This window comes from Klebsiella sp. HMSC16C06 (genome assembly GCF_001808325.1).
In the GTDB taxonomy this organism is placed as follows: domain Bacteria; phylum Pseudomonadota; class Gammaproteobacteria; order Enterobacterales; family Enterobacteriaceae; genus Klebsiella; species Klebsiella variicola.
On sequence record NZ_KV792973.1, the window covers coordinates 1 to 26,538 of the forward strand.

Annotated in this window: 21 protein-coding genes; 11 read left to right on the forward strand and 10 right to left on the reverse strand. The window is 49.6% G+C overall.

Annotated features, from left to right (window positions below; translation table 11 throughout):
* Positions 1 to 122: 122 nt before the first annotated feature.
* Positions 123 to 1,094: a ParB/RepB/Spo0J family plasmid partition protein gene (locus HMPREF3142_RS00575; protein ID WP_004206785.1), complete on the reverse strand. Its 972-nt coding sequence runs from the start codon at positions 1,092 to 1,094 to the stop codon at positions 123 to 125.
* Positions 1,094 to 2,260, reverse strand: a complete 1,167-nt coding sequence (gene sopA / locus HMPREF3142_RS00580) for a plasmid-partitioning protein SopA (protein WP_000523812.1) — start codon at positions 2,258 to 2,260, stop codon at positions 1,094 to 1,096. The genes HMPREF3142_RS00575 and sopA overlap by 1 nt, the downstream gene beginning before the upstream one ends.
* 750 nt (positions 2,261 to 3,010) lie before the next feature.
* On the opposite strand from sopA, the gene HMPREF3142_RS00585 reads away from it, so the two are divergent.
* Positions 3,011 to 4,021 (forward strand): replication initiation protein, encoded by a 1,011-nt coding sequence (locus HMPREF3142_RS00585; protein WP_038992771.1) that lies wholly within the window; start codon positions 3,011 to 3,013, stop codon positions 4,019 to 4,021.
* Positions 4,022 to 4,738: 717 nt separating this feature from the next.
* Here HMPREF3142_RS00585 and HMPREF3142_RS00590 read toward each other — a convergent pair.
* Both HMPREF3142_RS00590 and HMPREF3142_RS00595 read right to left on the reverse strand, forming a co-directional pair.
* A complete protein-coding gene (locus HMPREF3142_RS00590; protein WP_001515717.1) occupies positions 4,739 to 5,479 on the reverse strand; it encodes a tyrosine-type recombinase/integrase in 741 nt (246 codons plus the stop codon).
* A 720-nt stretch (positions 5,480 to 6,199) separates the two neighbouring features.
* Positions 6,200 to 7,168: an IS5 family transposase gene (locus tag HMPREF3142_RS00595; protein ID WP_077264187.1), complete on the reverse strand. Its 969-nt coding sequence runs from the start codon at positions 7,166 to 7,168 to the stop codon at positions 6,200 to 6,202.
* A 407-nt stretch (positions 7,169 to 7,575) separates the two neighbouring features.
* Between HMPREF3142_RS00595 and HMPREF3142_RS00600 the strand changes: the two genes are divergently transcribed.
* The gene (locus HMPREF3142_RS00600) at positions 7,576 to 8,484 is read left to right on the forward strand and encodes an HNH endonuclease (RefSeq protein ID WP_001372261.1); all 909 of its coding nucleotides are present in this window, start codon (positions 7,576 to 7,578) and stop codon (positions 8,482 to 8,484) included.
* A gap of 386 nt (positions 8,485 to 8,870) precedes the next feature.
* Here HMPREF3142_RS00600 and HMPREF3142_RS00605 read toward each other — a convergent pair whose 3' ends face one another.
* From HMPREF3142_RS00605 to silR, 4 genes are all read right to left on the reverse strand, one after another.
* Entirely contained in the window at positions 8,871 to 9,221 is a 351-nt protein-coding gene (locus tag HMPREF3142_RS00605) for a CopM family metallochaperone (RefSeq protein WP_000694953.1), read from the reverse strand.
* Positions 9,222 to 9,364: 143 nt separating this feature from the next.
* Entirely contained in the window at positions 9,365 to 9,796 is a 432-nt protein-coding gene (silE, locus tag HMPREF3142_RS00610) for a silver-binding protein SilE (protein ID WP_000790483.1), read from the reverse strand.
* A 250-nt stretch (positions 9,797 to 10,046) separates the two neighbouring features.
* Positions 10,047 to 11,522 carry a copper/silver sensor histidine kinase SilS gene (gene silS, locus HMPREF3142_RS00615; RefSeq protein WP_000555737.1) on the reverse strand — a complete coding sequence of 492 codons (1,476 nt, stop codon included), beginning with the start codon at positions 11,520 to 11,522 and terminating at the stop codon, positions 10,047 to 10,049.
* On the reverse strand, positions 11,515 to 12,195 hold the full coding sequence (gene silR / locus HMPREF3142_RS00620; protein ID WP_000697969.1) for a copper/silver response regulator transcription factor SilR: 681 nt from the start codon (positions 12,193 to 12,195) through the stop codon (positions 11,515 to 11,517). The genes silS and silR overlap by 8 nt, the downstream gene beginning before the upstream one ends.
* Positions 12,196 to 12,384: 189 nt before the next feature.
* On the opposite strand from silR, the gene silC reads away from it, so the two are divergent.
* The 7 genes from silC to HMPREF3142_RS00655 all read left to right on the forward strand — a co-directional run bounded on the left by silC (position 12,385) and on the right by HMPREF3142_RS00655 (position 22,054).
* The gene (gene silC, locus HMPREF3142_RS00625) at positions 12,385 to 13,770 is read left to right on the forward strand and encodes a Cu(+)/Ag(+) efflux RND transporter outer membrane channel SilC (protein WP_023292107.1); all 1,386 of its coding nucleotides are present in this window, start codon (positions 12,385 to 12,387) and stop codon (positions 13,768 to 13,770) included.
* Positions 13,771 to 13,798: 28 nt separating this feature from the next.
* Positions 13,799 to 14,152: a cation efflux system protein CusF gene (gene cusF, locus HMPREF3142_RS00630; RefSeq protein ID WP_001246153.1), complete on the forward strand. Its 354-nt coding sequence runs from the start codon at positions 13,799 to 13,801 to the stop codon at positions 14,150 to 14,152.
* Positions 14,153 to 14,265: 113 nt separating this feature from the next.
* On the forward strand, positions 14,266 to 15,558 hold the full coding sequence (gene silB / locus HMPREF3142_RS00635) for a Cu(+)/Ag(+) efflux RND transporter periplasmic adaptor subunit SilB (protein WP_070611369.1): 1,293 nt from the start codon (positions 14,266 to 14,268) through the stop codon (positions 15,556 to 15,558).
* Positions 15,559 to 15,568: 10 nt separating this feature from the next.
* Entirely contained in the window at positions 15,569 to 18,715 is a 3,147-nt protein-coding gene (gene silA, locus HMPREF3142_RS00640; protein WP_004098958.1) for a Cu(+)/Ag(+) efflux RND transporter permease subunit SilA, read from the forward strand.
* An 86-nt stretch (positions 18,716 to 18,801) separates the two neighbouring features.
* On the forward strand, positions 18,802 to 19,242 hold the full coding sequence (locus HMPREF3142_RS00645) for a DUF411 domain-containing protein (protein ID WP_000758228.1): 441 nt from the start codon (positions 18,802 to 18,804) through the stop codon (positions 19,240 to 19,242).
* A 126-nt stretch (positions 19,243 to 19,368) separates the two neighbouring features.
* Positions 19,369 to 21,816: an Ag(+)-translocating P-type ATPase SilP gene (gene silP / locus HMPREF3142_RS00650; protein ID WP_004098955.1), complete on the forward strand. Its 2,448-nt coding sequence runs from the start codon at positions 19,369 to 19,371 to the stop codon at positions 21,814 to 21,816.
* Between the two features lie 40 nt (positions 21,817 to 21,856).
* Positions 21,857 to 22,054, forward strand: coding sequence for a DUF2933 domain-containing protein (locus tag HMPREF3142_RS00655; protein WP_000843497.1), 198 nt, complete (start codon positions 21,857 to 21,859; stop codon positions 22,052 to 22,054).
* Between the two features lie 33 nt (positions 22,055 to 22,087).
* Here HMPREF3142_RS00655 and HMPREF3142_RS00660 read toward each other — a convergent pair whose 3' ends face one another.
* Positions 22,088 to 22,825: a peptidoglycan DD-metalloendopeptidase family protein gene (locus HMPREF3142_RS00660; protein WP_004118669.1), complete on the reverse strand. Its 738-nt coding sequence runs from the start codon at positions 22,823 to 22,825 to the stop codon at positions 22,088 to 22,090.
* A 288-nt stretch (positions 22,826 to 23,113) separates the two neighbouring features.
* Positions 23,114 to 23,563, reverse strand: coding sequence for a copper resistance protein (locus HMPREF3142_RS00665; RefSeq protein WP_001023257.1), 450 nt, complete (start codon positions 23,561 to 23,563; stop codon positions 23,114 to 23,116).
* 233 nt (positions 23,564 to 23,796) lie between these two features.
* Here HMPREF3142_RS00665 and pcoA point away from each other — a divergent pair, with 233 nt between their 5' ends.
* Together pcoA and pcoB are read left to right on the forward strand one after the other, a co-directional pair.
* On the forward strand, positions 23,797 to 25,614 hold the full coding sequence (gene pcoA / locus HMPREF3142_RS00670; RefSeq protein WP_000925242.1) for a multicopper oxidase PcoA: 1,818 nt from the start codon (positions 23,797 to 23,799) through the stop codon (positions 25,612 to 25,614).
* A gap of 5 nt (positions 25,615 to 25,619) precedes the next feature.
* A complete protein-coding gene (gene pcoB, locus HMPREF3142_RS00675; protein ID WP_001378118.1) occupies positions 25,620 to 26,510 on the forward strand; it encodes a copper resistance outer membrane transporter PcoB in 891 nt (296 codons plus the stop codon).
* Positions 26,511 to 26,538: the final 28 nt, after the last annotated feature.

The window sequence follows — 26,538 nt, forward strand, 5'->3', positions numbered from 1 at the left end:
CTGACAGATGACGCAGGTGGGACCGTGGTCCCAGAGAGAATATTCAGGCCAGTTATGTTTTCTGGCCTGTGAGAAAGGAAATGAAGTAAAGGGAGATCACCGTAGAATAATGCGTGTCCGCATCAGACTCCTGGTTTCTCAAGCTCCTTAAGAATGGCTTCTATTTTCTCTATACACTCCGCAGGAATGCGGGACTTATCCAGGTTAAGCACCATTTTATCGCCCTTATACAATGCTGTTGCCCCTGGAGCAAACTGATGACGTGAGCTCAGATTAACTCTTGATGCGGGAGATTGTTTCAGTACGGATGTTAAAAGACTAATGACCTCTTCAGCTTCAAAGATTAGTCCCGCTTTCTTCTGATCGTGGAGAGTCTCAGCCTGCTGCTTCAGTAATTCTTCTTTATCTGCAAAAGCCTTCTGAAGGGCTTCACCTGACCGGGCAGACAGTTCTCCAGGATGTGCAAACAGGGCAACAACGGATTTAGGCAGTTTGGCCGTATTAATACAGCGGGTAATGATCTTACGAGAAATGTTTTCCGCATCGGCAAGCGCAGAAATATTTCCTGCAAACTCATTCTGCAGCCGGCTTGTATAACGCAGGCCACGTTCATAAGCACTCGTCGGCCGATAATCGTTACCCAGTCGGGACAATGCAGCCATCTGCTCATCGTCCAGTTCACCAACCAGAACGCGATAATCACTTTCCGTCAGGATTGCGGCTTTACGGCGACGGCTGCCGTCTGCAATTTCTATGACATCAGAAACCCGGCGGCCGAAAGCTGGAGTCTGCTGACCGGTCAGTAAAAATGAAGGAATGAGATCATCCAGAGCATCTTCGGTAAGTAGTTCCTGATCGCGCTCATTGCCTGACCATACGCGTGAAGCGCTCTCAACAGAGTCTCCCCGGAGCACCTCAAGGGTAAATTTTACTTCCCGCCCACTTACCGGAAGAGAGATTGCATTACCGCGGGCCATAGCACCCACGCGCGCAATTAATGAATCCACCATCGGCGCGGCCGGCGCCGGTGATGAAGTATCTTCAGTCGATTGAGTATGTGTGGTATGTCTTGGAATGACAGGAGCACGCTTCATTATCTAATCTCCCAGCGTGGTTTAATCAGACGATCAAAAATCTCATTGCAAACAGGCTCCCAGATAGAGAGGGCATTACGCCAGGCACCGGTTGAAGAACGTTGATCAATAGCCTGTTCAAAAACGGTTCTCATACGGATCTGACCTTTGCCGACTTCATCCGTTTCGCGCACAACATTTTTAAGGACCATGCTTCCCCAGGCATCCCGAATTTGTTCTTCCATCCACGGGGACTGCGAGCCATTATTATTACTGTATTTGGTAAGCAGAATACGGACATCTGGCTCGAAGCCTTTAAGATCCACGTTCTTAAGCAGGTCACGAAGCATATCGAAAAACTGCAGTGCGGAGGTGTAGTCGAACAGCTCTGCCGGAGTAGGGACAATCAGAACATCAGCAGCGCATACAACATTTATCGTACCGATACCAAGGTTGGGTGCGCTGTCGATAACTATCACGTCATAATCATGAGCGACAGTTTCAATGGCCAGACGGAGCATCAGGTGCGGGTCAGCAGGTAATTTGCCTTCGTCAAATTTCCCCATCAGCTCGGTTTCAATGCGGTGCAGTGCCAGACAGGACGGGATGATATCAAGGCCAGGCCAGCAGGTGGGCTTTATAGCGTAGCTGGCGTCATCCTTTTCCCCAAGATAAAAGGGCAGGAGAGTGTCCTCAGCATGAATATGAAGATCGGGCACCCATCCGTGATACATAGAAGCAGTTCCCTGTGGGTCATTGCCTTCAACAAGCAGAACACGGAGTCCTTTCAGAGCAAGATCCTGAGCCAGGTGAACGGATACTGAGGTTTTGTAAACACCACCTTTGTGAGCTGCAACGCCAATCACCGGCGGAAACGCATCTTCAGCACGGCGCAGTCGTGTACCAAATACATCCCGCATGTGATTGATTTGTTCGATGGTATAACCAACGCGTTGCTCAACTCTCCCACGGGTTTCCATATCAGGGTGCGGCAGCCGGCCAGCTTTCTCGGCATCCCTGATAGCCTGAGATGACACGCCAACTAAATCTGCCGCTTCACCAATCCTCCAGCGCCGGGTTATTTTCCGGGCTTCCGGACTGTCATCATTAAACTGTGCAATGGCGATTGCTTTCGTCATTTCATGACCAGCACTTATGCACTGGTTGAGTGTATCCATGAGTCCCATACTGAACATCCTTTAATCATCACTTTGCATTATTTTATTAAATCTTGGAATTTATTGCAAAGCAACAATAAAATCGCAAAGTGCACGAAAAAGTGCAAAGTGAACCACATTGGGTAATGAAAGAACGCAGGGGATTACAAAAGAGTACATACCGCAGTCAATATTAATCACTGCCGCTCGCCGCAGTAAGCGATCTCACACAGTGAGAAAGCGGCGAGGAAGCGGAAAATCACAGAATTCACAGATTGCACGTACGTCGGGTTGCTAAAGATGGCTCGGGATCAGCCAGTTATAATGAAATTGACTGCGGTATGTAATATATTGACTATGGTATGATGCTTACCGCATCTGTGTCGAGGAAGAGGAAAGACGACTCAGCATACCGCAGTCAATGTTTCATTGTTGTACTTGTAGATCTCAATCTTCCAGAGCGTATTCAGGAAAATAAGGCCAGGGTTCTGGATATCTGGCGTGGCGCTTCCGGGCTTGTATCTGGGTTATTCATGGTCTCGATCCAATAATTGATCCCAAGGAGATCATAATGAGATCCAAAAGAGATCCCCGGATCGCTCCAGCATGCGCTGTAACTGGCTTTAACGTCTGTCTGGATCGACTGTGGAATGTAAAATGTTGACTGTTATATGCATAATCTAATACTGTGATATGCAACGGTATTTACTGAGGTATGTATATCCGTTGACTGCGATACGTATTACTACATCCTTTTGTGGATAACCGTTGAGGATCAAGATGACGAGCGAAAATAACAGCTTACTTCTGAACCTTCAGGAGGTTGATAAGACAACCGGTGAAGTTGTTAAGCTGGATGTCAACAGCACCAGTACCGTGCAGCCAGTAGCGCTCATGAGACTCGGTCTCTTCGTCCCAACTCTGAAATCAACAGGGAAGAGCAAGGCGAACCGGAAAAACGTTACAGACGCGACTGAGGAGCTTGTACAGCTGTCCATTGCCAAAAGCGAAGGATACACTGACGTTAAGATCACCGGTTCGCGTCTTGATATGGACACGGATTTTAAAGTCTGGCTGGGGATAATTCGCTCCATGTCGGAGTATGGGGTAAAAAGTGACACCCTGGAACTGTCGTTCGTCGAATTCGTTAAGATGTGCGGATTTGACTCCCGTCGTTCAAACAAAAAAATGCGCGATCGCATCAGTAATTCCCTGTTTAAACTCGCCTCGGTTACGCTGAAGTTCCAGAGCGAGACCAAAGGATGGACCACACATCTGGTGCAGTCAGCCTATTATGACATCAACGAGGATATCGTTGAGATCAAGGCTGAACCTAAGCTGTTTGAGCTTTACCACATGGACAGAAGGGTACTGCTGCGGCTGAAAGCCATTGACGCCCTGCAGCGCAAGGAATCAGCCCAGGCGCTTTATACCTACATCGAAAGTCTTCCCCCGAATCCTGCACCTATTTCCATGAAACGGATGCGTGACCGGCTGAATCTCACCTCAAATGTCTATACGCAGAACCACACGGTGCGTAAGGCGATGGAGCAGCTGCGGGATATTGGTTATCTGGATTACACCGAGTTTAAACGTGGCCGAGCCACCTATTTCAGCGTGCATTATCGCAACCCCAAACTCATCAGTGGCCCTGTGAAGGTTCCGCGCAATGAGGAAGAAGAGAAGGCGCCAGAGCAAAATTATGACGAAGTCATTAAGGCGCTGAAGGCTGCGGGCATCGATCCTCTTAAACTGGCTGAAGCCCTCTCAGCGATGAAGCCAGAAAATTGACTGCGATATGCATATCATGACTGCCGTATGCCGCTAAGGACATTCCATTGACTGTGATATGCATCACGCATACCGCAGTCAATATTTATTCTCTATCATGTCTGCCCGGATCGAACAATATTGACTGTAATATGTGATTTCGGGTCTTGATACGCAGATATTGACTACGGCATGCGGGTTTAACGGGGGTATTCCCTGGTCTGTTCACTATTTCATGGGTGATAACATGCCACAGTCAATTTTTCAGTAAAGCTCTATACTCCTTACGAAGATCTCAATCGGATGCTGAGACGGTCATGTTACCTGATGGTATCCGTTCCCCTGTGTACTGCAGATTTAGCCCGGCAGGATGAGACTGCAGCTGTTTGTATAACCCGGCGCCAGCTTCACGCTGCTAAATGCGATCAGGAAACGGGAGCCGGATGGCAGAAAAATGTGGGCCACAGATGGTCAATGACTGTCGCAGTTAACGGGATGATTCGCTGAGCTTTCAGGAAATAACGCACCGTGGGATGCACGGCCAGAATGCCTGCATTGTGCCCTGTCTTGTCTGCGGTATGTTGATGCCTGCAGGATTGCAGGTCACCGGGTAAGACCACGGCGGTTCAGTCATCAGCATGATGGACTGGTGTGCTGGAGCAGGGAGGGGGCTGAATGCGCTCTGCTCCTGTATTCCGTATTAGCGGAATACAGGACGTCATGCCAGGCGTGCCAATCTCAGCCGGCCGGGGGCAGGGAGCGAAGGATCTCCGCGGCATCGCGACCGTCACCGGTAAAGGGAACGGCCAGGGTGGCAGCCATGTCCAGCGCAAATACCCGGGTATAGACTTCCATCGAGCGCGGATCCTTATGCCCGGCCAGTGCCTGGATGACCTTCCTGGGCTGCCGGTGATAAAGCATGTGCATAATATAGCTGTGACGGAAAGTATGCGGCGTCACGGGGATCGAAAAATGCACGCCGTCAGCTTCAGCCCGCTTCACCGCCTGTTTCAGCCAGTTGCGCATTGTCTCATCCGTGACCGGCCATAACGGCTCACGCCGGCGGGGGCGGGTGGTGACCATCCAGCTTTCCATCTGACGCACAAAACTGGCATCCGTCAGCGGCACCAGTCGCACTTCATCTTTTGGTGGCCGCCCGCGCCGCGCGCGCACTTTCTCCGACAGCACCCTAACAAACGGGCGCAGACCATCCAGGTCGAACGATTCCGGGGTGAGCGTCCGGGCTTCACCGATACGGATCCCGGTATTCCACATGGTGGCGAACAACATGTGGTGACGCTGGTCAGGCATATACCAGAGGAGGGCGCTCACTTCCGGCGCCAGGAGGTAAGCCGGCGTGGCACCTGTTGAGGTGGCCATCCGCCGGAGTGCCACCGCGGTCGCAAAATCAACGCCCGGGGCGATCGGCAGCAGGGAGACGCGTTCTGGTGAATTCTGCAGGGGAATGATGCTGTTCATGAGTTATTTTTCACGTAGCGCACGCACTGTTTATGGATACAGGTATTTTGCACCTGACGGGCCGATCCTGCCATGACAATAAATCGCAGCGCGCGGATCCTTTTGTTGTCTTATCCCGCATTATTGCGGGTAAAACCAAATACGTAAAGGATCCTTTTTCTGCTCAGATCCTCCATGAAGCCAGTCATGACGCGGGTTGATGGCTGTTTTACGGTTTTTGGGAGAATTGGGGTAATGCCAGGAAAACAGGATCGAACCAAAAAAGGAAGGAAGCAGAGAAGGGGAGGATGCGCTACGTGAATTCTGACCTGGTACACCCCTGTAACCCTGTCAGTTTTCACGCAGCGCAATGTAGTCACTGACTAGTGTCAGTTAAGATGACGGCCTGCATCCTGATGCTGACTTAATATACGGATAATAAAAATTTCAGTATTAGTATGCAGAAAATAAAGCATATACCGTTCAACGGGTAGTGCCAATATGTATTCTCCAGTTCAGGAAAGGGGAGCGATATTATGGTCACTCAAAAACAAAAAATACCGGAGAGCAAATTAATATATCTTTCGGCCCGCTCCTCATCGAAATGGTGGTACCCGTAATACCAGATATCCTCAAGATCCTGGTTGGCTTCCGGTGTGAGTTTAACAGTTTTCACCAGCAGGTCGGCTTTGTTGAATAAATCAGATTTCGGGTAAGTCTCCCCCGTAGCGGGTTGTGTTTTCAGGTAATACGCACGCTTTCAGGCATACCTGCTTTCGTCATTTTGTTCAGCGCTCGTACCAGGGCCATAGCCTCCGCAACCTGACTATCGTAGTCACGCAGCGTCAGTGAACCCCCGAACAGCTGTTTTACCCGGTACATCGCCGTTTCCGCTATCGAGCGACGGTTGTAATCTGTTGTCCATTTCCACCGCGCATTACTCCCGGTCATTCGCTGATTAGCCACTGCACGGTTACGGTCTGCATATTCACCGGGCCAGTAACCCGCACCTTTTCGGGGAGGGATAAGCGCGCTGATTTTCTTACGCCGCAGTTCATCGTGACATAGCCGGGTATCGTAAGCGCCATCGGCGGCGGCTGACCTGATTTTCCGGTGGGTTTGCCGGATAAGACCCGGGAAGGCTTCTGAGTCCGTCACATTGTTCAGCGACAGGTCAGGGCAGATGATTTCATGTGTTTTACTGTCAACGGCGAGATGCAGCTTACGCCAGATACGGCGGCGTTCCTGGCCATGCTTTTTGACTTTCCACTCGCCTTCACCGAAGACCTTCAGCCCGGTGGAATCAATCACCAGATGCGCGATTTCACCCCGGGTGAACGTTTTGAAACTGACATTAACCGACTTTGCGCGCTTGCTGACACTGGTGTAATCCGGGCAGCGCAACGGAACATTCATCAGTGTAAAAATGGAATCAATAAAACCCTGTGCAGCCCGCAGGGTCAACCTGAACACGCGTTTAATGACCAGCACAGTCGTGATGGCAAGGTCAGAATAGCGCTGAGGTCTGCCTCGTGAAGAAGGTGTTGCTGACTCATACCAGGCCTGAATAGCTTCATCATCCAGCCAGAAAGTTATGGAGCCACGGTTGATGAGGGCTTTATTGTAGGTGGGCCAGTTGGTGATTTTGAACTTTTGCTTTGCCACGGAACGGTCTGCGTTGTCGGGAAGATACGTGATCTGATCCTTCAACTCAGCAAAAGTTCGATTTATTCAACAAAGCCTATCCACCCGTTAAACAAAATGATTAATATTTAAAAATACTCGTTGAACACCCGTGCCGTAATAATGAAGTACATTAAAAACGTTATCCGGTCATGTGAAGCTGAGACCGTCTCTTCGTCATGTAAAATGCCGTACTTTCTTTGTCGTGAAGAATGACCGGGTTAAGTCCATAAGGTTGAGAGGAAGTCTGCTGATGTGATACGCTCAAGGCGAGATTTATCTCAGTGAGAACTCACGGCAACAAAAAGTTTTTGGACAACAAAACACAAAGTTGTTTTGGACTGTAGGAGTCCAAGAGACAATGACATTACATACAACGCCGTGTAACGGATTTTACATTATTACAAAGCCTGTGTTACAAGAGAGTTATGGACATGATTGAAAAAATATGTGAAGTAATTGATGGTGAATACGTCTGTGATATAGATATTAGCGTTGAAGAATGGAAGATTTTATTAAGGGATAAAAAAGTTTTTGATGACAAAAGTATTGCAGCGTTAAAAAAATGGTTCATTGAGCCAGACCATTCCTGTACATGTTTCGATATCGGCAAGAAGTACGACCTGCACAGTATGAGTGCTAATGGTGTAATCAATGGGTTGGGTGGAAGAGTTCAGAAGCAGCTTGGCCGATTCGAGGTTAAAGGAGTCGGAAAGATTGCTTCCGGGACAAAATTCATTACAGTCATGAAAAGTAGAGAAATTAAAGGAAACCCAAAGCGAAATTTATGGACTATCCGTGAAGAACTTGTTCAGGCAATAAAAGAACTAGATTTTTTTAGTACGAACGAAAGCTCAAGCATTGATTTTTACTCAGATAATGATTTGATCACTGCTCTAGAAGAAAGTAATCACTTTGACGTTACTCAGACATTTGAGTATAGCGAAAAAGCGAAACCTAAGAAAGCTGCAATAGAAGTCAAAAATGGACTCTCATACCCAAGAAGTAAATCTGTTTCAAAAAATGCGCTTAACAAAGCTGATTATAAATGTGAAATTAATTGCGACCATCCAACGTTCAGAAGGCGAAACTCTCCTCTAAATTACACAGAACCTCATCACATTGTCCCGATGTCAAAGCAAGACTATTTTGAGAATTCACTGGATGTGGAAGAGAATATCATATCACTATGTTGCAACTGCCATAAACAAATTCATCTTGGCAAGGGGTTTGAAGATATGTTGAGGAAAATATATGCCGAGCGGAAAGATGTATTAAAAAAAGCGGGAATCGAGATATTATTAGAGGATTTGATTCTTTTTTACAAGATGGAAGGTAATTAATCTTCGAGAAGATGCATGCTTATTTTTATTTTTTAGCAATGAATGTGAAATACTGCCTGACTATCAATCCTGTCATGTGGTTCAGATTTATGGGGGAGGATTTTAATATTTTACCAGCATGGCACGTCGATCAATCGGTTAAGTATAGCGCCAGGTAACCAGACGGATTTTCCCTCTCAGGCGGGAGTCGTTATCCATCGTCCAGTACCTGATTAAAAGTAGGAGTAATTACAAGAAAATTAAGTTGTATGACTATTATTTCCGTTCAGAAAAGAAAGTTACATTAAAAACCCGAAATTATTCGGGTTTTTAATTAGTTAAGTGCTATATATTTTCGTGTCCGGGGGTACCCTAAGAGGGTGCGCAAGACAACACTCCAGTGTTCATTATTTATGACTGTCAAGCCATTTATTCATCTGCTCAATTTCACCTTTTTGAGCTTTAATGATGTCCTGCGCAAGCTTTCTCATTTCGGGATCTTTTCCGTATTTGAGCTCGGTCTCAGCCATTGCGATTGCCCCTTCATGGTGTGCGATCATACCTTTTGCAAAGGCCTTATCGGGATTGGATTCATTAACGGCGGCCATCATTTTTTCATGCATATTTTTCATGCCAGCCATATATTCCTGTGATGATGCCGATGAGTGCATATCTGACATTTTCATTTCCGAATGTTCAGCAGAAATGGCTGGCAGGGATAACATTAATATTACAAAAAGGGTGTTTTTGATTTTCATATAATAATTCCTTTCAGACAGGTACCGGTTAAGTGTAGCTGAGTCAGACAAAAAAGCCCCCTGACGGGGGGCAAAAATGTAGCAACGTTGTTTCAGGAAAATCTATCAGGGAAAAGGTAACAGCACGGATACTACCGTCGCATTCAGCCTGCATTGATCATGCGGCGGTGCGCTTCGGCCATGGCCTGATGTGGGCCGGATTGCCCGTTATTCATGAATTCATGGGCAACCGCTGCTCTTTCATGCTCATTCATCGCCGCGTAAGACGTTGACGGGACGGTCGTGGATACCGTGTTATTTCCCATCATCTTCTGATGACTTTCCACCATTTTCTGGTGCGCATCCGCCGAGCCGTTCGTCATGGTCTCATGAGCAATAATGGCCTGTTCATGCTGGTCCATACCGGTCATACGAGGAGCAGTCCCCTGGATCCCGACAGGAGCCGCAGCAGACTGCATCTGGTGAGCAGGAGCCTGTGCATTGTTGACGCGATCATGGATATTCACGGTTTCAGTGGCCCAGGCCGATGAAATTAAACCAAAGCCCAGCAAAGATGCTAATACGATATTTTTCATGATAACTCTCCATTTCTGAATTAGTGATGTCCGGGGAAGTACAACCGGTGTTTTCAGTTCCATAACTGAAACAAGTTCGGCAGCGTTTATTTCTCCGGAAGAGGGCTGGATATTCATTTCCTGGCGTACTCTGACGCCGGGTATTGATGAAGCAATCCAGCCTTCCTGATAAGTTGCACTAATTATATCGAATGGCTTCTGTTTGCTGCATGACAGGCTAATGACATCTTTGTCATTTACATCTTTATTTTCAGCATTGGGTTTCCGGGATCATTTTCTCCAGTCTGGGCACGGATAAGATAAAACGCGTGGAGCGTACGTCTGATTCCACCTGCACTCTTCCGTGATGTGCTTCCACGATTGACTTCACAATCGCAAGGCCGATGCCGCTGCCTTCTCCTTTTCGTTGTCTGGATGGATCCACCCGATAAAAACGGTCAAACAGCCTTGATAAATGTTCTTCAGGGATCGGTTTCCCCGGATTTTCAATCACAAGGTCAAAAAAGCTCTCCTGCTCTCTTATTGAGACGGTGATTGCCTGTCCCTCCGGGGTATAACGCAGGGCATTGGATAACAGATTATTGATCGCCCTTCTGAACATTTGTGGATCTCCCTCAACCAGGCAGGGCATCCCGTTAAATTTGAGCGTGATATTGCGTTCTTCGGCCCAGGCTTCGAAAAACTCGAAGACTTTCATGACTTCCGCTCTGAGGTCAAACATGACCCTGTCAGGTATCAGCTGATTATTATCTGCCTGTGCCAGGAACAGCATATCGCTGACCATTTTGGTCATCCGGTTATACTCTTCAAGACTGGAATAGAGGACATCCTCAAGTTCCCTCTGTGTTCGATCCTGACTCAGTGCGATTTCAGTCTGCGTCACCAGATTGGTGATGGGCGTTCTGATCTCATGCGCGATATCGGCAGAGAAATTGGCCTGGCGGGTAAAGACATCCTCAATCTTTCCAATCATATGATTGAACGAGATAACCAGTTGCTCCAGCTCAATGGGAACGCGTGTCGGTTCCAGTCGCGCATCAAGATTCTCGGAGGTGATGTTTTTAATGGCATTGCTGACATTACGAAGGGGCAGGTGCCCCTGACGGACAGCGATTCGAATGATCAGAACAATCAACAGGCTTATCACGACGGCAATCGCAATCAGGTTCTTTTTCAGCGCATCGAGGTAATGGAGATGGAAATTAATGGATAGGCCAGTCAGCATGACATAGTTCTGCTGTTTGCCCTGAAATATCGCCTGACCAGAGGAGGCGATAATCCTGTATGTTTCCATCTTCATTTCGGACCCGGTATCCATCGGTCCCGCAGGATCCTCCACCGTCCAGAGAAAGACATCCCGTGCGCGGCTGTGCTCGCTAAAATCTGCTGAATTCACTGCCGGGCGTAGTGCCGCCCCCTGAGCTGAGCTAAAGAGCACTTCACCCCTGGGATTGAGGAGCAAAAGGGCAACGTTGCGGTAGCTGGCAATTGATTCCTTTATTTTGCTTATTTTTTTATCATCCGGATCCACCGGGGACTGCAGTATACGGTTCAGTGTGGTGCTGATTTGTTGAAGATCGCTGACATCCTGCTCGGCAAAATGATTTTCAACAGAATGCAGCATAAACCAGGTGAAGGCGATAAAAGCCAGTATCGTGGACAGGCTGATAAAAAAGGTCAGCCGCAGAGCGAGTGAGAAAGGGCGTCTGGAAGGTTTGCTATGCATCCGGGACCTCCAGCATGTAGCCCACGCCCCGGACTGTCTGGATCAGCTTTGTCCCGTAATCGTTGTCTATTTTAGCGCGGAGTCGCTTTACTGCGACATCGATCGCATTAGTGTCGCTGTCAAAATTCATGTCCCAGACCTGAGAGGCAATCAGGGAGCGGGGAAGAACCTCTCCCTGATGGCGAATGAAGAATTCCAGCAGGCTGAACTCTTTACTGGTGAGCACAATGCGGTTTCCGGCGCGACTGACTTTTCTGGATACGAGATCAATCGAGAGGTCAGCCACCTTAAACTGGCTTTCCGTGATCATCGTGTTTCCCCGCCTCAGAAGGGTTCTCACCCGGGCGAGCAGTTCGGCAAACGCAAAGGGTTTAACCAGATAATCGTCCGCACCCAGTTCCAGTCCTTTGACCCTGTGTTCGATCGTGCCGAGGGCTGTCAGCAGTAAGACCGGCATACCCTTTCCGGCAGTGCGCAGCATGCGGATGATATCCCAGCCGTTCACATCAGGTAGCATGATATCCAGAATGACTAAATCATACTCGGCTGTCATGGCGAGATGATATCCGGTAAGACCATTATCAGCGTGATCCACTACGAACCCTGCCTCTGTAAGCCCTTTGCTGAGATATTCACCTGTTTTAATTTCGTCTTCGACGATCAATATTTTCATCTTGCTCCCCGGCTGGCTGCTAATGTCATTTTATTGCGCCCACGATCGTTATCAACGGATTACAGCAAAAATGACAACATTGTCATTATCCTGTCACCCGGCAAACAGAGAGCGTTCGGTAAAGTATCCCTATCAATACTCTGGATTTCGTTTGAACCATTTACCAGGTCTGCCTGTACGAGAAGCGTTATGTTCAAATTAAAATTACTCAGCATCAGTACCATATTCATCCTGGCTGGTTGTGTTTCTCTGGCACCTGAATATCAGCGTCCGCCAGCTCCGGTTCCCCAGCAGTTTTCATTGTCTAAAAACAGTCTGACGCCTGCGGTAAACAGCTATCAGGATACGGGCTGGCGAAACTTTTTTGTCGATCCCCAGGTCAGCAGGCTGATCGGTGAAGCCCTGAATAATAACCGTGATTTGAGAATGGCTGCCCTGAAGGTTGAAGAGGCCCGGGCCCAGTTCAACGTCACGGATGCAGATCGTTATCCCCAGCTGAATGCCTCATCCGGGATCACATACAACGGTGGTCTGAAAGGTGACAAGCCGACCACACAGGAGTACGACGCGGGTCTGGAGCTCAGCTATGAGCTCGATTTTTTCGGCAAACTTAAGAACATGAGTGATGCTGACCGCCAGAACTACTTTGCCAGCGAAGAAGCCCGTCGGGCCGTACACATCCTGCTGGTCTCCAGCGTTTCACAGAGCTATTTCAGCCAGCAACTGGCGTACGAACAACTCCGTATTGCGCGGGAAACGCTGAAAAATTATGAACAGTCCTATGCTTTCGTTGAGCAACAGCTCGTGACCGGGAGTACGAACGTTCTGGCACTTGAACAGGCGAGAGGACAAATCGAAAGTACCCGCGCCGAAATAGCCAAACGAGAAGGCGATCTGGCTCAGGCAAACAATGCCCTGCAACTGGTGCTGGGAACGTACCGCGCACTTCCGTCAGAAAAAGGGATGAAAGGCGGGGAGATCGCACCAGTAAAATTGCCACCAAATCTGTCGTCACAAATTTTGCTGCAGCGACCGGATATTATGGAAGCGGAATATCAGCTGAAAGCGGCTGATGCCAATATTGGCGCAGCGCGAGCGGCCTTTTTCCCCTCCATTACCCTGACCAGTGGTCTTTCCGCAAGCAGTACGGAGCTGTCAAGCCTGTTTACGTCAGGAAGTGGAATGTGGAATTTTATCCCTAAAATTGAAATTCCTATTTTTAATGCTGGCAGGAATAAAGCCAATCTGAAGCTGGCTGAAATTCGCCAGCAACAATCGGTGGTTAATTACGAACAAAAAATTCAGTCAGCCTTTAAGGATGTTTCCGACACGCTTGCGCTGCGCGACAGCCTTAGCCAGCAACTTGAGTCACAGCAGCGTTATCTTGATTCACTTCAGATAACTCTCCAGCGTGCCAGAGGATTATATGCAAGTGGTGCTGTCAGTTACATCGAAGTGCTGGATGCAGAACGTTCCCTCTTCGCTACGCAGCAAACCATTCTCGATCTTACCTATTCCCGACAGGTTAACGAAATTAATCTGTTTACCGCGCTGGGTGGCGGTTGGGTAGAGTAAATTTATTTAATTAATCAGGAAATTAAAAATGCGTAATTCACTTAAAGCCGTTTTATTTGGTGCCTTCTCTGTCATGTTTTCTGCCGGTCTTCATGCTGAAACACATCAGCATGGCGATATGAATGCTGCCAGTGATGCTTCGGTACAGCAGGTTATCAAGGGCACCGGTGTCGTTAAAGACATTGATATGAATAGTAAAAAGATTACCATTTCGCACGAAGCAATCCCTGCTGTGGGCTGGCCTGCAATGACCATGCGCTTCACTTTTGTTAATGCAGACGACGCTATCAATGCCCTGAAAACCGGCAACCATGTCGATTTCTCGTTTATTCAGCAGGGCAATATCTCCTTACTCAAAAGCATTAACGTTACGCAATCCTGATTATCAGTCCGGAGCGAATACATCCAGTGCGCCTGAACATTCATTAAGGGATTACTGTGAATGAATGATCGGGCGCATATGCCAGGTGTTTTGATTTTTCAGCGAGAAATTGTATGGCTTCTTTAAAGATAAAATATGCTGCAATAATTATCAGCAGCCTCATAGCAGGGGGGCTGATATCGGTTACTGCCTGGCAGTATGTAAACTCATCACAAAAAACAGTACAAACCGAACAAAAGGCACCGGAGCGAAAGGTACTTTTCTGGTATGACCCGATGAAACCGGATACCAAATTTGATAAACCCGGAAAATCTCCCTTTATGGATATGGACCTGGTGCCGAAATATGCTGATGAAAGTGGCGATAAAAGCAGTGGCGGGATCCGTATCGATCCAACGCAGGTTCAGAATCTGGGATTAAAAACGCAAAAAGTCACGCGAGGAATGCTGAATTATTCCCAGACAATCCCGGCTAATGTCAGTTACAACGAGTATCAGTTTGTCATTGTGCAGGCGCGCTCTGACGGTTTCGTCGAAAAAGTGTATCCCCTGACGATTGGCGATCATGTGAAGAAAGGCACTCCGCTTATCGATATCACCATTCCTGAATGGGTTGAGGCACAAAGTGAGTTCCTGCTGTTATCCGGTACAGGCGGTACGTCAACCCAGATAAAAGGGGTTCTGGAGCGACTTCGTCTGGCTGGTATGCCGGAAGAGGATATTCAAAGGCTGCGTTCAACCCGCACAATCCAGACCCGTTTTACCATTAAAGCACCTATTGATGGTGTCATTACTGCGTTTGACCTGCGCACCGGCATGAATATTTCGAAAGATAAAGTAGTGGCTCAGATTCAGGGGATGGACCCGGTCTGGATCAGCGCTGCAGTGCCAGAATCTATCGCATATCTGCTGAAAGATACGTCGCAGTTTGAAATTTCGGTACCGGCTTATCCGGATAAAACATTCCATGTCGAAAAATGGAACATTCTTCCCAGCGTGGATCAGACAACCCGTACGCTTCAGGTCCGTCTCCAGGTTTCTAATAAGGATGAGTTTCTCAAGCCGGGCATGAATGCCTATCTGAAACTGAATACCAAGAGCCAGGAGAGGCTGCTGATACCAAGCCAGGCCGTTATCGATACCGGCAAAGAACAGCGCGTGATTACTGTTGATGATGAAGGCAAGTTTGTGCCGAAACAGATCCACGTTCTGCATGAATCACAGCAACAGTCCGGCATCGGTTCCGGCCTGAATGAAGGCGATACCGTGGTGGTCAGTGGCCTGTTCCTCATTGACTCCGAAGCCAATATTACGGGCCCGCTGGAACGTATGCGCCACCCTGAAAAAACAGAAAGCAGTATGCCAGCAATGTCTGACCAGCCTGTAAATATGCATTCAGGGCACTGAGGAGACGACGATGATTGAATGGATTATCCGGCGCTCTGTCGCCAACCGTTTCCTGGTCATGATGGGGGCCCTGTTTCTCAGCATCTGGGGTACATGGACGATTATTAACACGCCGGTCGATGCCTTGCCTGACCTGTCAGATGTACAGGTCATTATCAAAACCAGCTATCCCGGCCAGGCCCCGCAGATTGTAGAAAACCAGGTCACCTATCCACTTACCACCACCATGCTGTCCGTACCTGGCGCAAAAACCGTGCGTGGTTTTTCACAGTTCGGGGATTCGTATGTGTATGTCATTTTTGAAGACGGCACCGATCTGTACTGGGCCCGTTCCCGCGTGCTGGAATATCTGAATCAGGTTCAGGGAAAACTGCCTGCCGGTGTGAGTTCTGAAATCGGTCCTGATGCCACGGGTGTGGGCTGGATTTTTGAATATGCCCTTGTCGATCGCAACGGAAAACACGACCTTTCAGAACTGCGCTCTCTGCAGGACTGGTTCCTGAAATTTGAGCTGAAAACCATCCCGAACGTGGCTGAGGTCGCTTCGGTTGGCGGCGTGGTGAAACAGTACCAGATTCAGGTCAATCCGGTAAAACTGTCCCAGTACGGTATCAGCCTGCCCGAAGTGAAACAGGCACTTGAATCGTCTAACCAGGAGGCCGGTGGCTCATCCGTTGAAATGGCCGAAGCGGAGTATATGGTCCGTGCCAGCGGTTATCTTCAGAGCATTGATGATTTTAATAACATCGTCCTGAAAACAGGTGAGAACGGCGTGCCGGTTTATCTGCGGGATGTTGCCCGCGTGCAGACCGGGCCCGAAATGAGGCGTGGTATTGCCGAGCTGAACGGCCAGGGAGAAGTCGCTGGCGGCGTGGTGATCCTGCGGTCGGGTAAAAATGCGCGCGACGTTATCACGGCAGTGAGGGATAAACTGGAGACGCTGAAGGCCAGCCTGCCGGAAGGCGTTGAAATCGTGACCACCTACGATCGCAGCCAGTTAATCGACCGGGCGATTGATAACCTCAGTTACAAGCTTCTTGAAGAGTTTATCGTTGTTGCTGTCGTTTGCGCACTGTTCCTCTGGCATGTCCGTTCTGCCCTGGTGGCGATTATTTCTCTGCCACTTGGCCTGTGTATCGCCTTTATCGTCATGCACTTCCAGGGACTGAACGCCAATATCATGTCGCTGGGAGGGATAGCGATTGCCGTCGGTGCGATGGTGGATGCCGCCATTGTGATGATTGAAAATGCGCACAAACGGCTTGAGGAGTGGGATCATCAGCATCCGGGTGAGCAGATTGACAACGCCACCCGCTGGAAGGTGATTACCGACGCCTCCGTGGAAGTGGGACCCGCGTTGTTCATTAGCCTGCTGATCATCACCCTGTCCTTTATTCCTATCTTTACCCTGGAAGGGCAGGAAGGTCGTCTGTTTGGCCCGCTGGCATTCACGAAAACGTACTCCATGGCGGGAGCGGCCGCACTGGCCATCATCGTCATTCCTATTCTGATGGGATTCTGGATCCGGGGGAAAATTCCTGCCGAGACAAGTAACCCCCTGAACCGGGTGCTGATCAAAGCGTATCATCCTTTGCTGCTGCGGGTCCTCCACTGGCCAAAAACAACCCTGCTGGTTGCGGCCTTGTCCATTTTCACGGTTATCTGGCCACTGAGTCAGGTGGGCGGTGAATTTCTGCCGAAGATTAACGAGGGCGATCTGCTGTATATGCCGTCGACCTTGCCTGGCGTCTCTCCGGCAGAAGCTGCAGCGCTCCTGCAGACAACAGACAAGTTAATCAAAAGCGTTCCTGAAGTGGCTTCTGTATTTGGCAAGACCGGTAAAGCAGAGACCGCAACGGATTCCGCGCCGCTCGAAATGGTGGAAACCACGATCCAGCTCAAACCTGAGGATCAGTGGCGTCCCGGCATGACAATTGACAAGATTATTGATGAACTCGACAGGACAGTCCGTTTACCGGGTCTGGCAAACCTCTGGGTGCCGCCTATCCGTAACCGTATTGATATGCTCTCAACCGGGATCAAAAGCCCGATAGGTATCAAAGTGTCCGGGACTGTTCTGTCCGATATCGACGCGACGGCGCAGAGTATCGAGGCGGTAGCCAAAACCGTGCCTGGCGTGGTGTCTGTCCTGGCTGAGCGACTTGAGGGCGGGCGCTACATCGATATCGATATCAACCGGGAGAAAGCTTCCCGGTACGGGATGACTGTGGGCGACGTCCAGCTGTTCGTCTCTTCAGCAATCGGTGGGGCTATGGTGGGTGAGACGGTTGAAGGCGTGGCCCGGTACCCTATTAACATTCGCTATCCGCAGGATTACCGTAACAGTCCGCAGGCGTTGAGAGAGATGCCAATCCTGACCCCAATGAAGCAGCAAATTACGCTGGGCGATGTTGCCGATATTAAGGTCGTTTCCGGACCAACCATGCTGAAAACCGAAAATGCCCGGCCAGCCAGCTGGATTTATGTTGATGCCCGCGGCAGGGACATGGTGTCGGTGGTGAACGATATTAAGACGGCCATCAGTGAGAAAGTGAAACTGAGACCGGGGACCAGTGTGGCATTCTCAGGACAGTTTGAATTACTCGAGCACGCCAATAAGAAATTAAAACTGATGGTACCGATGACGGTGATGATCATCTTCATCCTGTTATATCTGGCATTCCGCCGGGCTGATGAGGCCTTACTTATTCTGATGAGCCTGCCGTTTGCCCTGGTTGGCGGGATATGGTTCCTGTACTGGCAGGGCTTCCATATGTCAGTGGCGACCGGAACCGGGTTTATCGCCCTGGCCGGGGTGGCAGCAGAGTTTGGCGTGGTCATGCTGATGTATCTGCGTCATGCCATTGAAGCGCACCCGGAATTGTCCCGTAAAGAGACGTTCACACCGGAAGGCCTTGATGAAGCCCTCTATCATGGTGCCGTACTGCGTGTCCGGCCGAAAGCCATGACCGTGGCGGTGATCATTGCGGGTCTGCTGCCAATACTCTGGGGAACCGGTGCAGGTTCAGAAGTCATGAGCCGTATCGCGGCACCCATGATTGGTGGGATGATCACGGCTCCGCTGCTGTCCCTGTTCATTATTCCTGCCGCCTACAAATTAATCTGGCTGCGCAGACATAAAAAAAGCGTGTCCTGAACCTGAAAGGGCACCCCCTGTGGGTGTCCTTCTTTACTGATTCACCCTGACGTCAGGGTTTATATCGATAATATACAGAGGTGAGTATGAAAAAAGTGGTTCTAATGGCGCTGGCTCTCGGCCTTTCACTACCCGCGATGGCGAGTGAAAAAGTGATTGATATGTACAAATCTGAAAACTGTGGCTGTTGTTCCCTGTGGGGCAAAGCGATGGAAAAAGACGGGTTTGAAGTACGAACTCACGTCATGAATGATCAGGCGCTGTCAGCCCTGAAAGAAAAGCATGCTATTCCTGCAGGACTACGAAGTTGTCATACCGCGGTTGCCGGTAATTTGATCATTGAAGGCCATGTGCCTGCGACAACGATACATAAGGCAATGCAGTCTGGTTCGGGTATATACGGTCTCGCCACCCCCGGTATGCCAGCAGGAAGTCCTGGAATGGAGATGGGAGCCCGAAAAGAGGCTTACGATGTTATCGCATTCTCACCGGATGGAAGTAAAAAAGTCTTCCAGCGAATCGAATAGTCAGCGGAACGGCTGATAACGGGACGCCGGTAGCAGGCACTCCTGTGCCGGCGATATTCGTGGTAATCGCATCCATGACATACCCTGAAGACAGAAGATGCTTCGGTATGCATAAGGAGAGTTACTGTGAAAAATGACAATGCAGTGCAACACAACAACCAGACTGCTTCTGAGCAGACATTATCCCCGGACGAGGGCCACGTATTGCATAAGGTGAGAGATCCCGTGTGCGGGATGGCCATCCTGCCCGACAGGGCGCACAGCAGCATTCGATACCAGGACCACCAACTTTATTTCTGCTCCGCCAGCTGTGAGAGTAAATTTAAAGCCCATCCCGATCGTTATCTTACCGAAGATGCCAGTGAACATTCCCATCACCATCACCACGATCATCACGAAGTCAGCCCTGATCAGATAAAACAGCCTCACAACCAGGCGGAAAAAGAGAATTCTGAAGGTGTGTGGACATGTCCGATGCACCCGGAGATACGCCGCAGTGGTCCCGGAAGCTGTCCTGTCTGTGGAATGGCACTGGAGCCGCTCGTAGCTACGGCATCCACGGGGCCGAGTGATGAACTTCACGACATGACAAGACGCTTCTGGCTGGGGTTGTTGCTGGCGTTTCCGGTTCTGGTACTCGAAATGGGATCTCATCTGTTTCCCGACTTGAGGAATACAGTACCGCCACAGTACAACACATGGCTGCAGTTGCTTCTGGCCTCCCCTGTCGTGTTGTGGTGTGGCTGGCCATTCTTCGCCCGGGCCGGAATGTCGTTACGTAACCGCTCCCTGAATATGTTTACCCTTGTTGCAATGGGGACCGGCGTAGCCTGGGTTTACAGCGTCATTGCAACCGTCTTCCCCTCCTGGTTTCCTGCATCGTTCAGAAACATGGATGGCCTGGTGGCCGTTTATTTTGAAGCCGCAGCAGTTATTACGGTGCTTGTTCTGCTGGGACAGGTTCTTGAGCTGCGGGCACGGGAACAAACCTCAGGCGCCATTACTGCGCTTCTGAACCTTGCCCCCAAAACCGCCAGACGGCTGGATCATGACGGTCATGAAACGGATATTAATGCGGAAGATGTCCTGCCTGGCGATAAGCTCCGCATCAGACCTGGAGAGAGTATTCCGGTCGACGGTATCGTGATCGAAGGCAAAACAACCGTTGATGAATCGATGGTGACCGGGGAGTCTATGCCGGTTACCAAAACGAAGGGTGACCCTGTCATTGGGGGGACGATTAATCAGACAGGTAGTCTTATCATCCGTGCAGAGAAAGTCGGTGATGAAACGATGCTCTCACGAATTGTTCAGATGGTCGCTGATGCACAGCGTTCGCGTGCCCCCATCCAGAGAATGGCAGACAGCGTTTCAGGCTGGTTTGTTCCTCTGGTGATACTTATTGCGGTTGTTGCTTTCTTGATCTGGTCTGTCTGGGGGCCCGAGCCCAGGATGGCGCACGGTCTCATTGCGGCTGTGTCGGTCCTGATTATTGCCTGTCCCTGCGCGCTGGGACTGGCCACGCCGATGTCGATAATGGTGGGGGTGGGCAAAGGCGCCCAGGCCGGGGTGTTAATCAAGAATGCCGAAGCCCTTGAGCGTCTTGAAAAAGTGGACACGCTGGTTGTCGACAAAACAGGCACGCTCACGGAAGGTTCGCCTACGGTGACAGGGATTATCAGTCTCAGTCCGGGTGGGGAAATATCTCTTTTACGTGTAACAGCTGCAGTGGAAAAAGGTTCGCAGCATCCGTTGGGTATGGCTGTTGTCAGAGCCGCGCATGAAAAGGGGATCGTGATACCTGCCGTCAGTAATTTCAATGCCCCGTCGGGGAAAGGTGTCTCAGGCGATGTCGAAGGTCAACGGGTTGTTATTGGTAATGAACTGGCTATGCAGGAAAACAGTATCGTTATTGATAATCAAAAGGCCGTTGCGGATACGTTGCGGATGGAAGGCGCTACCGTTATCTATGTGGCCACAGACGGGAACCTTGCAGGCCTGATAGCTATCTCGGATCCCGTGAAAGCAACCACGCCGGATGCGCTTAAAGCTTTGCGTCAGGCGGGGATCCGCATTGTTATGCTCACCGGGGATAACCAGCTTACTGCTGAAGCAGTCGCACGGAAACTGGGAATAGATGAGGTTGAAGCCGGGATTCTGCCGGATGGCAAAAAAGCAGTGATAACCCGACTGAAAGCGTCTGGCCATGTGGTTGCGATGGCCGGAGACGGTGTGAATGATGCCCCGGCGCTGGCAGCGGCTGACGTGGGTATAGCCATGGGAACGGGTACAGATGTGGCAATAGAAAGTGCTGGCGTTACCCTTCTCAAAGGCGATTTGATGATACTCAACAGGGCCCGTCATCTGTCAGAAATCACCATGAAAAATATCCGGCAGAATCTGTTTTTTGCGTTTATCTACAATGCTCTTGGGGTGCCTGTAGCTGCAGGTCTGCTTTATCCTGTGTATGGAATACTGCTGTCGCCAGTTATTGCGGCGGCGGCTATGGCCCTTTCCTCCGTTAGCGTCATTGCAAATGCGTTGCGTCTGAAAAGTGTCAGGCTCGGGAAATAACCCTGAATGAAGGGTCTGTTACTAACAGAAGGAGTCCGGTATGAAAAGTACCACCTATGCGCTTATTGCTGTCGCCGCGATTGCGGCATTTGCCCTCCTGCGCGAACACTGGTCACATGTGGCAGGTTACTGGCCATATCTGTTATTGCTGGTCTGCCCGCTAATGCATCTTTTCCACGGCCACGGAGGGCATGGAGATCATCAACATCAAGGAAGTGAAAACGATAAAAAAAATTAATCCGGCAGACGGGGCCGCGTCGCGGCCCCGTTATCAGTCCAGGTATCGTTCGTAGTCTCTGGCATGCGCAAAGGCATGCTGTTCAAGTTTGTTATCAGCGGGTGCCGCTGCCCGGAACGCCAGTGAGTTAACAGGATTGTTATTGATGACCAGCTCGTAATGCAGATGAGGACCGGATGAACGTCCGCTGTTACCGGATAACGCAATAGCGTCTCCCCGGGTAACCCTGGCCCCTTTAGTAACGAGTATTTTATTGAGGTGGAGATAGCGAGTTTTAACACCGGCTTTTCCTGTTACTTCAACAAAATATCCCATGGTGCTGTTGTATTCGGCCCGGGTGATTTTTCCGTCGATGACGCTGACTATTTTCGTGTTCATGGGCATGGAATAATCAATGCCATTATGGGGACTCACTTTTCCCGATACCGGGTTAAGTCTTGCAGGATTGAAAGGCGAACTGAGTCTTGCTGTGGCCGGTAACGGATAATCGAGACTGCCTTTCCCGGAAGTATCGGAAAGGTTATAGAACTTTTTATCTGATATACGATACGCCGTGTAATTAAATGAACCGGACGTAAATTTATAGGCCACGACACGTGATTTTCCCGCTTTCTTTTGCAGTACGAGTTTTAATGATTCATTTTTTTTCAAATGTCGCAGATTAAACCGGGAAGGCAAGGAGCGCTGAAGAGTAGCGATCTCGTTCGATTCCAGCCCCGAGCGGGTGGCTGAAAGGTAGGCATTTTCTTTTACGACATCGGTAGAATACATTTACTGGAATTCGCCGTTAGCATGAACACTGCGGCGTATGCTAGGGGTTTTCAGGAGGCGTGTCATCTGTCAGTTAATCGGGAGCACCGTTGATGGTCGTCATTTTTGTAACATATCTTGTTTCCCGTTTGCTCCTGAAGCTCTGGGAACTGTATGACCAGCCCGACGGTGATGATTAACGGGACTGAAACAGGTTACGGCAGAGCAATATGGGGCTCATGTCCTGCTACGTAACCCGTCAGTAAAGCCCTGCTGCGCACCTGACGCTAAGCTCTAACCCGCCTGCAGTTACCTGGTCGAATACAGCCCGCGAAGCTTTCTTGCCTGCGTCTGATGTGCTTCCGCACCGGCATTATTGACCTGCTCATGCACGAGAGCGGCTTTTTCTCCGGCATTCAGTTCGTTAAAAGAAGAAGACGAGGTCTTTGAATTTGCATCACTGCCGGACAGCATTTTTTTATGTTCCTCAATCATTTTCTGATGCGCATAGGACGCGCTGTTGTTCATAAATGAATGAGCAACAATGGCCCTTTCATGTTCATTCATTTCAGAGAATGAGGGCGTGTTGTTTTTATTAACCCTGTCCGGTAAGTTTTCATGCGTCGAGGAGTTCACATGACTGACGGCTGAGGCATTATTAACAAATCGATGTGCTTCATGGGCAATATCACTGGACTGAGCAAAAGCTGCCCCACAAAATAAAGCTGTAAACGCAGTGGTCGTGATTAATATATTCATGTGTAATTACCTTCTGAGGTACATAAAAGATGTCCTTATGATCATATATAAAAAAATCAACCTGTGGGGAAGATGACGTAAATGTAATACAGCCACGTACATTACACGATTGTAATGAATTTGTTTCTTAAGGTGTGCTAGATTCATTTCATTGTAAGTGGATGAACCAGTAATTTAATTTAAATCGGTTCTCGAATTCTGTCAGTAACCATACTTTAAATAAGGGAATGCGCATGCTGTTGAAAACGTCTCGACGAACTTTCCTGAAGGGGTTAACCCTCTCTGGCGTAGCCGGAAGTCTTGGCGTATGGAGTTTCAATGCGCGTTCCAGTCTGAGCCTGCCAGTTGCCGCATCCCTGCAGGGTACTCAGTTTGACCTGACCATTGGTGAAACGGCCGTCAATATCACGGGCAGTGAGCGTCAGGCCAAAACAATCAATGGAGGCCTGCCGGGGCCCGTTCTTCGCTGGAAAGAAGGTGACACCATTACCCTGAAGGTCAAAAACCGTCTTAATGAACAGACGTCCATTCACTGGCACGGCATTATTCTTCCGGCCAATATGGATGGTGTTCCGGGGCTGAGTTTTATGGGCATAGAGCCTGATGATACCTACGTTTACACCTTTAAGGTTAAGCAGAACGGGACTTACTGGTACCACAGCCATTCCGGTCTGCAGGAACAGGAGGGGGTATACGGTGCCATTATCATCGATGCCAGGGAGCCAGAACCGTTTGCTTACGATCGTGAGCATGTGGTCATGTTGTCTGACTGGACCGATGAAAATCCTCACAGCCTGCTGAAAAAATTAAAAAAACAGTCGGATTACTACAATTTCAATAAACCAACCGTTGGCTCTTTTTTCCGCGACGTGAATACCAGGGGGCTGTCAGCCACCATTGCCGATCGGAAAATGTGGGCTGAAATGAAAATGAATCCGACTGACCTCGCGGATGTCAGTGGCTACACCTACACCTATCTCATGAACGGGCAGGCCCCGCTGAAAAACTGGACCGGACTGTTCCGTCCCGGTGAAAAGATACGCTTACGGTTTATCAACGGCTCGGCAATGACCTATTTCGATATCCGTATCCCCGGGCTGAAAATGACGGTCGTGGCTGCAGATGGCCAGTATGTAAACCCGGTTACCGTTGACGAATTCAGGATTGCCGTTGCCGAAACCTATGATGTCATTGTGGAGCCTCAGGGTGAGGCCTATACCATCTTCGCACAATCCATGGACAGGACCGGTTACGCTCGAGGGACACTGGCCACGAGAGAAGGGTTAAGTGCTGCCGTTCCCCCCCTCGATCCCCGTCCTCTGTTGACCATGGAAGATATGGGTATGGGGGGAATGGGACATGATATGGCAGGAATGGACCACAGCCAGATGGGAGGCATGGATAACAGCGGAGAGATGATGTCTATGGACGGTGCTGACCTTCCGGATAGCGGGACATCCTCCGCGCCCATGGATCACAGCAGCATGGCCGGTATGGATCATTCCCGGATGGCCGGAATGCCGGGTATGCAAAGTCATCCTGCGTCAGAAACGGATAACCCACTGGTTGATATGCAGGCGATGAGCGTCTCTCCGAAATTAAATGATCCGGGTATTGGTCTTCGAAATAACGGAAGAAAGGTTCTCACGTACGCGGATTTGAAAAGCCGCTTTGAGGATCCTGACGGACGTGAACCTGGCCGTACCATAGAACTGCATTTAACCGGCCACATGGAAAAGTTTGCCTGGTCATTTAACGGAATCAAGTTTTCAGATGCCGCACCGGTGCTGCTGAAATACGGTGAGCGGCTCAGGATCACGCTGATCAACGATACCATGATGACTCACCCCATTCACCTGCATGGTATGTGGAGCGATCTGGAAGATGAAAACGGTAATTTCATGGTTCGTAAACACACAATAGATGTTCCCCCTGGTACAAAACGCAGTTACAGAGTGACAGCAGATGCGCTTGGCCGCTGGGCGTATCACTGCCATTTGCTCTATCACATGGAAATGGGAATGTTTCGTGAAGTCCGGGTGGAGGAATGATGCGAATGAAGAGAAATTTGAAGGCCATACCTGTTCTGGTCGCCGGTTTGTTTACCTCACAGCTTTCTATTGCGGCGGGCTCCGTCTCTGCAGATCCCCACGCCGGGCACGACATGTCTGCCATGCAGATGCCAGCAGATGAGAATTTCACTGAGATGACGTCAATGGAGCCCATTGTAACTGAGAGCAGAACGCCAATTCCGCCTGTTACCGATGCCGACCGGAAGGCTGCATTCGGCAATTTACAGGGGCATGCGATTCACGACAGTGCGATTAATTATCTGGTTCTGCTGGATCAACTGGAATGGCAACGGTCGGATAACACCAACAATTTCAGCTGGAGTGTTAACAGCTGGATTGGAGGCGACACAGATCGGATTTGGCTAAAGAGTGAAGGTGAACGAAGCAATGGGGAAACGGAGGCGGCTGAAGCGCAGTTACTCTGGGGACATGCGGTTGGCCCATGGTGGGATTTGGTTGCGGGTGTCAGGCAGGATTTCAGACCTGCTTCTGCCCGGACCTGGGCTGCTGTCGGTTTTCAGGGGCTGGCACTCTATAATTTTGAGTCTGAAATTACGGGTTTTGTCAGTAATGGCGGAAAAGCAGCCCTTCGTCTGGGAGGAGAATACGACGTTTTACTGACTAACCGGCTCATACTCCAGCCATCCTATGAGGTGAATTTCTACAGTCAGGATGATGAATCGCGGGGTCGCGGCAGGGGACTGACTGACACAGAGCTGGGGCTCCGGCTGCGCTATGAAATACGCCGTGAGTTTGCACCCTATATAGGCGTTTCCTGGAATCAACTTTACGGGAAAACATCCGATATGGCGAAAAGAGAAGGTGAGAAAGACCATCAGGTAGTATTCCTGGCGGGAGCCAGAATCTGGTTTTAACGCACTGATATAAAACACTCAACTAAAC

Bases quoted from the DNA above. Each gene is read 5' to 3' on its own strand.
- cusF (WP_001246153.1), top strand. From the start codon at position 13,799: ATGCGTAATTCACTTAAAGCCGTTTTATTTGGTGCCTTCTCTGTCATG.
- HMPREF3142_RS00600 (WP_001372261.1), top strand. From the start codon at position 7,576: ATGATTGAAAAAATATGTGAAGTAATTGATGGTGAATACGTCTGTGAT.
- HMPREF3142_RS00660 (WP_004118669.1), bottom strand. From the start codon at position 22,825: ATGTATTCTACCGATGTCGTAAAAGAAAATGCCTACCTTTCAGCCACC.
- silR (WP_000697969.1), bottom strand. From the start codon at position 12,195: ATGAAAATATTGATCGTCGAAGACGAAATTAAAACAGGTGAATATCTC.
- silE (WP_000790483.1), bottom strand. From the start codon at position 9,796: ATGAAAAATATCGTATTAGCATCTTTGCTGGGCTTTGGTTTAATTTCA.
- HMPREF3142_RS00590 (WP_001515717.1), bottom strand. From the start codon at position 5,479: ATGAACAGCATCATTCCCCTGCAGAATTCACCAGAACGCGTCTCCCTG.
- silA (WP_004098958.1), top strand. From the start codon at position 15,569: ATGATTGAATGGATTATCCGGCGCTCTGTCGCCAACCGTTTCCTGGTC.
- silC (WP_023292107.1), top strand. From the start codon at position 12,385: ATGTTCAAATTAAAATTACTCAGCATCAGTACCATATTCATCCTGGCT.
- silB (WP_070611369.1), top strand. From the start codon at position 14,266: ATGGCTTCTTTAAAGATAAAATATGCTGCAATAATTATCAGCAGCCTC.
- HMPREF3142_RS00645 (WP_000758228.1), top strand. From the start codon at position 18,802: ATGAAAAAAGTGGTTCTAATGGCGCTGGCTCTCGGCCTTTCACTACCC.
- silS (WP_000555737.1), bottom strand. From the start codon at position 11,522: ATGCATAGCAAACCTTCCAGACGCCCTTTCTCACTCGCTCTGCGGCTG.
- HMPREF3142_RS00655 (WP_000843497.1), top strand. From the start codon at position 21,857: ATGAAAAGTACCACCTATGCGCTTATTGCTGTCGCCGCGATTGCGGCA.
- pcoB (WP_001378118.1), top strand. From the start codon at position 25,620: ATGAAGAGAAATTTGAAGGCCATACCTGTTCTGGTCGCCGGTTTGTTT.
- HMPREF3142_RS00605 (WP_000694953.1), bottom strand. From the start codon at position 9,221: ATGAAAATCAAAAACACCCTTTTTGTAATATTAATGTTATCCCTGCCA.
- HMPREF3142_RS00665 (WP_001023257.1), bottom strand. From the start codon at position 23,563: ATGAATATATTAATCACGACCACTGCGTTTACAGCTTTATTTTGTGGG.
- HMPREF3142_RS00585 (WP_038992771.1), top strand. From the start codon at position 3,011: ATGACGAGCGAAAATAACAGCTTACTTCTGAACCTTCAGGAGGTTGAT.
- HMPREF3142_RS00575 (WP_004206785.1), bottom strand. From the start codon at position 1,094: ATGAAGCGTGCTCCTGTCATTCCAAGACATACCACACATACTCAATCG.
- pcoA (WP_000925242.1), top strand. From the start codon at position 23,797: ATGCTGTTGAAAACGTCTCGACGAACTTTCCTGAAGGGGTTAACCCTC.
- sopA (WP_000523812.1), bottom strand. From the start codon at position 2,260: ATGGGACTCATGGATACACTCAACCAGTGCATAAGTGCTGGTCATGAA.